Source organism: Bacteroidales bacterium (genome assembly GCA_018334875.1).
Lineage (GTDB): Bacteria > Bacteroidota > Bacteroidia > Bacteroidales > UBA12077 > JAGXLC01.
This window is the reverse complement of record JAGXLC010000193.1, coordinates 1-7,911: the sequence shown is the minus strand read 5'-3', so window position 1 is coordinate 7,911 and position 7,911 is coordinate 1. Positions and strand designations below refer to the sequence as shown.

Here is a 7,911-nt window from a genome sequence, read left to right as displayed (position 1 = left end):
ATATCTGTTCAGCAATTCGACAACACCAGCAATGAATTGGTCTATTATGCGGTGGATCACGTGGGCAATGCTGAAGATAAGCAATCCCTCAAATCCTCGTTGAAGAAGGAAGGTGGTTCCGACAACGGCGACGGTTCTTTCTCCTATTATATCGACCGGGATGCTCCTGAAGTGAGCTTGCAGGTGAACGGGGATCAATATACGGATGACCGCCTCTATGTGAGCAAGAGGAGTAAAATGGAGATCGCAGCCAGTGACGACAAATCGGGGGTAAAGAAAATTACTTACAGCATCAACAATTCAAACCTTTCCAACACCTACTCTGAGCCTTTTACTTTGGAAAAGAGTGGCTTGCAGTATGTTAGTTATGCTGCAGAGGATCAGGTGAACAACTTTTCCGGCCGCCAGACCCAAGCCCTTTTTATGGATACAGAACTTCCGGAGGCTAACTTCAGTTTGGAAGGCAAACACTATAAGAACCGCGATACCCTGTTCATTAAAAAGTCCACTCAGATCCGCCTGAAAGGGGATGACAACGGTTCGGGCTTACAAAAGACCCTCTACAGGATTGATCAGCAGACCCCTGAAGCATATAAGGATCCTGTTATGCTGAATGAAGAAGGGTTCCATATTTTCGGTTTCCGGGCAGTGGATCGGGTCAACAACGAACAGAAAGAGCAAGTGCTTAAGTTATACGTGGATCAGCAGGCACCGGAAATTTATCACCACTTCAGCGTAAAATCCATCGGCACCAAATCGGTCCGTGATGAACAGTATACGATTTATCCTTCCAATTGCAGATTGTATGTGGCAGCCACTGACATGGCTTGCGGTACGGACCGGATTCGTTACCGCATCGACGGCGGGGAATGGAAAACAGAAATTCCTCTGCCTACCCTGGAGCCCGGTAATTACCAGGTTCAGATACAGGCGAATGATTATCTGGGCAACCAGGCCTCGCAATCTGTGAAATTTGCAATAGAACATTGATATGATCAAAATTATTACCCGATTGTTTATTATTTGTTTTGTTGGTTTGTTGTTTGTTTCTCAGGCTCATTCACAGGAAGAGAAATACATCACCCTGTACATTTACAATTTCACCAAACACATTGAGTGGCCGGATGAATATAAGGGAGACGACTTTGTCATTGATGTGCTCGGGCATACTTCGGTTTATGAAAAACTGGAAGTAATGCTGAAGAGTAAGAGCAAAGAGGGTCAGAACTTCATTGTTAATCATCCTTCCAATGTGGAGGAGATTGATCCCAACTGCAACATCCTCTTTGTAGGGCATTGGAAAAGCAACCTTATGGAATCCGCTTTAAAAAAGGTGGGTGATCACGGCACGCTCATCGTCACTGAAAAAGGCGGTATGTTAGATAAAGGTTCCGACATCAATTTGGTGATCCGCAACGAGAAGATCATGTATGAGGTGAAAAAATCCAGCCTCCAGGCAAGGGGGTTATCCTTCAGTTTGGATCTGACCAGCCTTGCTCAGCGGGTGGTGGATTGACACGAAGAGGGCTTTTGAGTGATCCTGTTTTTTCGCGGTTCGGGACCAGCGTCCCGGGCCGCGTTTTTGGTGTTCGTTTTCGAACATTTTCAGCGCTTAGCGCAGCGCTAAGCGCTGGTTTGTAGACTGCGATTTTTTCTGCTACCGAATCAGCTTTTGCATTTTTTCTTCATTCAATTCCGAAAAATCCCGGATGATATCCCGGCAGGGGTATGCGCTTAATTCCTTATAGCTGTGGCTGGTTGTAAGGGCCACGACCTGCATGCCTGCTTGAAGAGCTGATTCAACTCCAAAAAGGGAGTCTTCAAATACCAGGCATTGAGCAGGGGGTAGATCCAGCAACTCTGCGGTTTTCAGATAGATCGAGGGATGCGGCTTGCCCTGATCCACCAGGGAAGCATCGGCCAGCACATCGAAAAATTCCCCGATAAGCAGCTTCTTCAGCACAAAGTCTATGTTGCTCCGCGGAGCAGAGCTTGCTACTGCGGTCTTCAGATGGTATTCTTTTTTCATGGATCTGAGAAACGGTATCAGCCCGTTTACAGGCTGGATCTCCTTACCGGCGAGTTCTCTGTAAACGGCTTCCTTCTTTTCACCAAGGATTTTAGCTTCCTGGCCGCTTACTTCCCGCTGCAGGAAGTAGCGAAGAAATTCCTTGTTCTTTCTACCGAAACCCACCCGGTCAAAATCTGCGGGGTCGATGGGATGGCCGATGCGCCTGCAGAATTCGACCCATGCCTTGCGATGAATGTCCTGATTGTCTACCAGCACACCATCCATATCAAATATGATTGCTTGCATAAGGATATTTTAAGTTTTATCAGGAGGCTTGCGCATTTGTTTCTTCTCGGAATGTTTCTTCTTCTCTTCCAGCCGTTTCCTTTTGGCGGCTTTCGAGGGTTTGGTAGGTTTTCGTTTCTTTGGTTTTTTCAAGCCTTCTTCCAGCAGGGCATAGAACTTCTCCGTTACTTGCTCCCTGTTTTTCACTTGTGAACGGCTGGATGCATCTATCAGTATCAGTTCTCCTTCCCGGGTCAGGCGATGGGAAAGTTTGAGAAGCAGCCGTTGTTTTTCTTCTTCGGTCAGTACTTCTGAATGGGGGATATGGAAACGCAACTCCACCTGGGTCTCTGTTTTGTTGGCATGTTGTCCGCCGGGCCCACCACTGCGCGAGGTGTTGAAGCGCAGCTCCCTGTCAACCGGTCTTTTCCTGATGCTTTTGGAACTCATATCCGGGCTTTATAGCTGTTTGGGTACAAAGATAAGGCAATTGAACCACTTCCGGTTGCTGTATCCTCATTCTTTCCAGAAATCCGGTGGCTCAAATTTTCCGCCCAACAACCGGCAGTGTACGCAAATGAACACTTCAGGGTGCGTTTGCGTACGTTTTTAATTTCAAAAATGATTGTTAGTTTATTGTTCTATAGAATATTATGGCTATTGGCACAACCTTTGATTTGCTTATTGAAACTTCAAAAATTCCGCCAACCATGCTGAAAAATTACTTTAAGATTGCCCTGCGAACCCTTCAGAAGTACAAGGGATATACCATCATCAATGTCTTCGGTCTGGCCATTGGTCTGGCAAGTGCCATTCTGATCATGCTGTATGTTCAGGATGAGCTCAGCTACGACCAGCATCATAAAAATAAGGATCGAATACACCGGATAACTTTTCAGGGGAAGATCCGATCGAGCGAAATCCAATCTGCCCTGTCGTCCAATCCGATGGGGCCGGTTATGAGAGATGAATATCCTGCAGTGGAGGAGATGACGCGGCTGCGGGCAACGATGAATTCGGTGATACAGGTTGACGATCGCAAATACATAGAAGATCATCTTTTCTTTGCCGACTCTTCGGTTTTTAATGTGTTCACCATGCCTTTCATAGAAGGCAATCCGGATAACGCCCTGTCGGAGCCTAACAAGGTGGTGCTCACTCAATCGACGGCAAAGAAGTATTTTGGAGATGCTTCTCCCATGGGAAAAACCATTGAATGGGCCAATGGAAACCTGGAACTGGAGGTAACCGGTGTGATGGAAGATTGCCCGGAAACCTCTCATTTTCAATACGATCTGCTGGTTTCTTATTTGTCATCCGGCCAATATGAAAATGACATGTGGCTTTCCACCAATGTATACACTTATGTATTGTTACAAGATGGTTACACCGCCAGTCAGATGGAGCGTCAGTTCTCCGGTATGGTAAAGAAATATGTTGCCCCTCAGGTAAAAGAAATATTCGGGTCAAGCTGGGAAAAATTCAATGAATCGGGCTATTTATGGAGCTACCACCTTCAGCCTTTGAACAATATATATTTGCACTCCGAACTGGATAATGAGATCGGTAAGACCGGCAGCATCAACAATGTATATTTTTTCTCGGTCATCGCTTTCTTTTTGATCCTCATTGCAGCCATCAACTTTATGAACCTGGCCACTGCCAAATCGGCCAACCGGGCCAGGGAGGTAGGAGTAAAAAAGGTGAGTGGCAGTTCAAGAAAACAACTGATCCTGCAATTTATCATGGAAGCTATGATGATCACCTTCCTGGGCCTCCTGCTTTCCATCGTTCTGGTAGAAGTGGCTTTGCCGTTCTTCAACAACCTGGCGGATAAAAGCCTAAATATTCATTATTTCCGGAATCCCCTTTTCCTGTTGGTGCTTCTGGGTATTGGTTTGGTCGTGGGGCTGATGGCAGGAAGCTACCCGGCTTTTTACCTTTCCGCATTCAATCCGGTGGCCGTTTTGAAGGGCAAGTTGAGCGGGGGTTCTAAGAATTCCAGGCTAAGAGGCATGCTGGTGGTCTTTCAGTTCATTATAACCATTGTGCTGATGGTGAGTACCCTTGTTGTAAGCCAGCAGGTGCATTACATCAATCAGAAGGATCTGGGGTTCGATAAGGAACATGTAATGGTGATCAACCGGGTCAGTGAGCTGGGTTCCGAGCACGGTGCTTTCCGTCAGGAATTGTTGGGTCACCCCAATATTCGGAATGCGAGTTATTCCAGGAATGTGCCGGGTGGAAACACTTCCAGTACGGCCTTCTATCCTGAAGGCTCCTCTCCCCAGCAATCCATGGTGATGAATTTTTCTGCCACCGATCCTTATTATGATGAGGCCTATGGCATTGAGATGTCGGAAGGACGATTTTTCTCGGAAGACTATGCCACGGATTCGCTGGGTATATTAATCAATGAAGCAGCCAAAAGGAAGTTGGGATTTGAGGAAGCGGTCGGCAAGCATGTGATCCTCATGCAGGGAGGCCAGGGTGAAGACATTGAGTTTCGTGTGGTGGGTGTCATGAAAAACTTCAATTTCAAATCGTTGCACCATGAAATTCAGCCCCTGATCTTTTATTATATCAACGATCATTATTCGCATCTGTCTGTTCAGATGCGGCCCGGACAGATGCAGGAGACCATCGAATTCATACGGGACAAATGGGAGCAATTTGTAACGGCGACCCCCCTGGATTATTCTTTTTTGGAAAATGACTGGCAGGCCAAGTATCGCCAGGAGCAGAAGGTAGGCACCCTTTTTAAGGCTTTTTCCCTGCTGGCCATTATCGTCTCCTGCCTGGGGCTGTTTGGGCTGGCCTCATTCATGGCCGCCCAGCGGACCAAGGAGATAGGGGTGCGTAAGGTCTTTGGAGCCACGGTACCACAGATTCTGAAACTTCTGTCAAGGGAAATCCTTATATTGATTGCCATTGCTACGCTTATAGGCTGGCCCCTGAGCTACTATTTTATGAATGACTGGTTGCAGGACTTCGCCTATCGCATCGACATCAGCTGGTTCGTCTTTATATTGGCCTCCATCATCACCTTGCTGGTAGCCTTGTTGACCGTGAGTTACCGTGCCTTCCGCGCTGCAACCGTCAACCCGGCCCAATCGCTGAAAGATGAGTAGTAAGTTTCACAATGAAGCCAAACAATTGATTGATTTGCCAAAAGGTTCTCCTTTCAACAGGAGGATCTTTGGCTATTCAAGAATGCCATGGTCGATGGCATAATGGATGAGTTCAGAAGTATTGCTCACATTGGTTTTTCTGAGCATATTGGCCCGGTGTTTATCCACGGTAAGCTTGCTGATATTCAAATGCGTGCTTATGGCCTTGCTGCTGTAACCTTTGGCCAGGTAAAAAAGAATTTCTCTTTCCCGTCTGCTGACCTTACAATTCAAATCGTCGGTAAGATCGATGGTTTTATCCGGAAAGGTAAGCCAGCCTTTTATCTCTTTGGGATGCCCCATGCAAGTTATATCCGTACTCCTGCTGACACTGGCGATGATCTTGCCCTTCTCATCGTACAATAAAGGTGCCGTTTCCCTTAAAATCCGGATATAGCTATGGCCTTTGTACAGGATGCGGTAGGTGCTGCGATAGATAAACCGGCGAGTCTCCTGATACTCCGAGTAGATAAGATCCATAGCCTTTCGCGTGATATTCCAAACCTGATCCACATCGCCGGGATGGACCATGTCGATGACCCGATTGATGTCGCAGATGGATTCCCTGAAGCCAAAAAGGTTTGATTGCCAGGGGCTCAATACACATTGCTCGGTGGAGAATACCTGTGAATAGATAATTTCCCCCTTCATCGGGATGAAAGAAGAAAGCATCTGTTTAATTTCTTTATTATTGGGGTGTTTGCTGGATACTCCCATATGGTCCGATAGGGTAGTATTGACAGATGAGTTGTTAAGGCGCACCTGTGGCATATAGGGTTCGTTTTTGGATACAATTGGGTGGGATAATGATATAAACTTTTCATTTTAAAGACAATGAGATTTATTCACCGTGCAGGTTTCATACATAACCGTGCTTGAAGGGGTAATGAGCGCCAGATGTTAGTGGGTTATGTTTTTGTCAGCCAGTATCCTGATGTTCAGGGATCAGACCATAATGCGTGAACAGATAAAACCCCTGATTTGCCTGGCAATTCAGGGGTTAAGGGGTACTGGTTTTGTGGGATCTATTTACTTGCTTATCTCCTTGATAAAATTATCCAGCAGTTTATTGAAGGCTTCGGGGTTTTCCCACTGGGGGCAATGTCCTGCCTGTTCGATGAACTGAACTTCTTCGTGCCAGAGGGTGGGCAGGTTCAAATCCTGGAAGTAACTGCCTTTGATCAGCTGATCGCCTCTGCCGTGGAAGATGGCCAGGGGGTGGCTCATGTTGGCGAGGATCCTGGTTTCATCCTGTATCTCCCCTTTGGAAAAGGAGTGTCCCAACCCGGCGCGCATGCCAGGATCGGAATGACGCACGGCATCCTTCAGCAATTCGGGATCTTCGTGACCTTCGCGTACGCAGGCCTGGGCAAATTGATGGATCTCTTCCTCGCTCAGCTCTTCCTGAAAGACCAGAAATTGGGCGTCACTTTCATGGTGGGTTTTTTCCATATCCGGGGGCAGGGTGAAGGGAGGGGCCCCCAGGACAACCATCCCCAGCATGTGGTCTTTGAGTTTTTCGTAGGCTTCCATCAGTATGTGGCCGCCCAGGGAGTGGCCTACAAATATGGCTTTGTCCAGTTGCATCTTTTCGATAAAGGCAAGGAAGTGGTTGATGAATCCGGGAATGGAATAGTCTTTTATGGGATCTTCCGAGTGTGCCGACTGACCGTGCCCCGGCAGATCCAGGGCAATCAGCCCGTAATGGTCGGCCAGCAGGGGATCGGCAAACTGTTCGGTGAAGATTTCTGAAGAAAGGGAGTTGCCATGGAGAAAGACGATGGGTGTTCCCTTGGCCCGGCCTTCGTACCATGTGAGCTCAAGGTCGTTGACTTTCAGGGTCTGTGGATGCATAGGCAGATTTTTTCCTCAAGATAGGGATTTTGGAGGTAATTGTCAAATGGGAGTGATTTGCTTTGTAGTTTTCAGCTTTAAGTTTTGTATAGTCCGTCGATCTTTATTTGTATTTTGCTAAGTGATAGATGTTGAATTCTATGTGGTTTGTTTCTTAGATTTAGTGGAAAACTATTAGAAAACATTTCAGTATCGAGACGAACAATACGGCAACCATTTAAGAAAAAATGGAAAATCCTCAGGGTTAGGTGGTTTGAGCCCTTCGGGGGCTTAAGGAACATATCCTCCACCCCGAGTATGAAAGAGGTCGGGTTGGATCTGCCAATCCCGCGCTGATAGCAATGCAAGAGATTTAGTATATGCACGGGTTGATGTAAAGGCGTTTTTGGTGGATTTGGATCTTTATCCAGCCTACTTTTTGTAGCGGACTCAACTTTTCTTCCCACAAATTTGTTAGAGAACTAAGTCATTGAATGAAGGAATTTTTCATCCCATTCCCGGGCAGGATGACAAAACTTTTTGATTGGAGAAAAAATACCATTGATATTTTAAATCCTTAAAACCACCACCATGACAAGAAAAGAATTTTTA

At 46.6% G+C, this 7,911-nt stretch carries 7 protein-coding genes; 3 read left to right on the top strand and 4 right to left on the bottom strand.

What is annotated here, in order from left to right; translation table 11 throughout:
* Together KGY70_13915 and KGY70_13910 are read left to right on the top strand one after the other, a co-directional pair.
* Nucleotides 1-990, top strand: a 990-nt coding sequence (locus KGY70_13915; GenBank protein ID MBS3776286.1) for a hypothetical protein, incomplete at its 5' end; no start/stop codon positions are given.
* Nucleotide 991: 1 nt separating this feature from the next.
* Complete coding sequence (locus KGY70_13910) at nucleotides 992-1,516, top strand: YfiR family protein (protein ID MBS3776285.1); 525 nt, start codon at nucleotides 992-994, stop codon at nucleotides 1,514-1,516.
* A gap of 141 nt (nucleotides 1,517-1,657) precedes the next feature.
* Here KGY70_13910 and KGY70_13905 read toward each other — a convergent pair whose 3' ends face one another.
* On the bottom strand, nucleotides 1,658-2,317 hold the full coding sequence (locus tag KGY70_13905; protein MBS3776284.1) for an HAD family phosphatase: 660 nt from the start codon (nucleotides 2,315-2,317) through the stop codon (nucleotides 1,658-1,660).
* A gap of 9 nt (nucleotides 2,318-2,326) precedes the next feature.
* Nucleotides 2,327-2,746 (bottom strand): aminoacyl-tRNA hydrolase, encoded by a 420-nt coding sequence (arfB, locus tag KGY70_13900; GenBank protein MBS3776283.1) that lies wholly within the window; start codon nucleotides 2,744-2,746, stop codon nucleotides 2,327-2,329.
* Between the two features lie 203 nt (nucleotides 2,747-2,949).
* Between arfB and KGY70_13895 the strand changes: the two genes are divergently transcribed.
* The gene (locus tag KGY70_13895) at nucleotides 2,950-5,427 is read left to right on the top strand and encodes an ABC transporter permease (protein ID MBS3776282.1); all 2,478 of its coding nucleotides are present in this window, start codon (nucleotides 2,950-2,952) and stop codon (nucleotides 5,425-5,427) included.
* 72 nt (nucleotides 5,428-5,499) lie between these two features.
* On the opposite strand, the gene KGY70_13890 is transcribed toward KGY70_13895, so the two are convergent.
* Nucleotides 5,500-6,237, bottom strand: a complete 738-nt coding sequence (locus tag KGY70_13890; GenBank protein ID MBS3776281.1) for a hypothetical protein — start codon at nucleotides 6,235-6,237, stop codon at nucleotides 5,500-5,502.
* A gap of 258 nt (nucleotides 6,238-6,495) precedes the next feature.
* Nucleotides 6,496-7,320 carry an alpha/beta hydrolase gene (locus KGY70_13885; protein MBS3776280.1) on the bottom strand — a complete coding sequence of 275 codons (825 nt, stop codon included), beginning with the start codon at nucleotides 7,318-7,320 and terminating at the stop codon, nucleotides 6,496-6,498.
* Between the last annotated feature and the right edge of the window lie 591 nt (nucleotides 7,321-7,911).